Below are 1006 nucleotides of genomic sequence, written 5' to 3'. Positions count from 1 at the left end.
TGCTGACCTTTTTTCACCAGTTGGCCTTCCTTCACCAGAATTTCTTTGACGAGACCACCTTCCAAGTTTTGAACTACTTGGATTTGAGAAGAGGGAATTACTTTACCTTGACCGACGGTGACTTGGTCGATCTGTGCCCACGACGCCCAACCAATGGCTGCAACAAAAAACAACACCATAACCCACAACATTAGTCGGGCACTATTTGGGGTGTTGAGAAGCAGTGCGGCGGTTTTGTCATCGACAAAATCCAGCTCATCATTGCTGAGTTTGTTGTAGTTGTCTCGGCTCATCACATTCTCTGCTTATATAAATACGGATTATCTTTTTGATCTTATTATTATTACCCGATCATGTCAGCATTCCGGCTAATAAAAATAAGTAACAGAGGACATTCGCTCTGGTTACCCGTCTGGCTTCAGCCCGTTCTTGCTGAAAGGCTGAAGAGATTTTGAGGTATTGCTACTGAGCCTTAAACTTCGATTTGTCCAACTGATGTTTTTTTAGTTTGTCGTACAAGGTCTTGCGTGACACTTGTAATTCTAGTTGAACCTCTTTAAGTCTGCCTCTGTGTCGCTGCAATGCATCAAATAACAGACAATATTCAAAGTGTTCTGTGCGTTGAGTCATGCTCTGAATTTCGATGCTCTTTTCACTGTCCCAATCTTCCATGCGAAAAGTCTCAGGTTTGAGAGCGCGCAGCTCCGCAAATTGGCGTAGTTGTTTAACGTTTTCTGGCCAAGAAAGCTCTGTAATTCGGCGTACTTCGTCCAAACTGATGTGCGGTGGTTGCAGCTGATAACGGCTTGCTGCATGACGCACGAAGTGTTTGTAAAGTGGGCCAATATCTTCTTTGCGTTCATCCAGCGTTGGTAAGTGGATGAGCGTTGCGAACGTTTTAACATCGGCATCAACCTTGGTCGTCGCACCAAATACGCGCTCCAATTTCGGGTGGTTAAACAGGCATTGCCACTGTGCGAGCGAGATATGTTCTGCGCTGTGCAGG

1 protein-coding gene and 1 pseudogene are annotated in these 1006 nt (G+C 45.3%); both read right to left on the bottom strand.

Annotated features, from left to right (window positions below; genetic code table 11):
• Nucleotides 1–293: pseudogene (locus R7P67_RS26735) on the bottom strand (biotin/lipoyl-binding protein); the annotation flags it as partial.
• A gap of 169 nt (nt 294–462) precedes the next feature.
• Nucleotides 463–1006 (bottom strand): helix-turn-helix domain-containing protein (locus R7P67_RS26730; protein WP_318086574.1); only part of this gene is annotated, 544 nt, incomplete at its 5' end.

This window comes from Vibrio sp. Vb0937, assembly GCF_033338855.1.
Note: the sequence above shows the minus strand (reverse complement) of the source record. Positions and strands in the feature narration are given on the sequence as shown.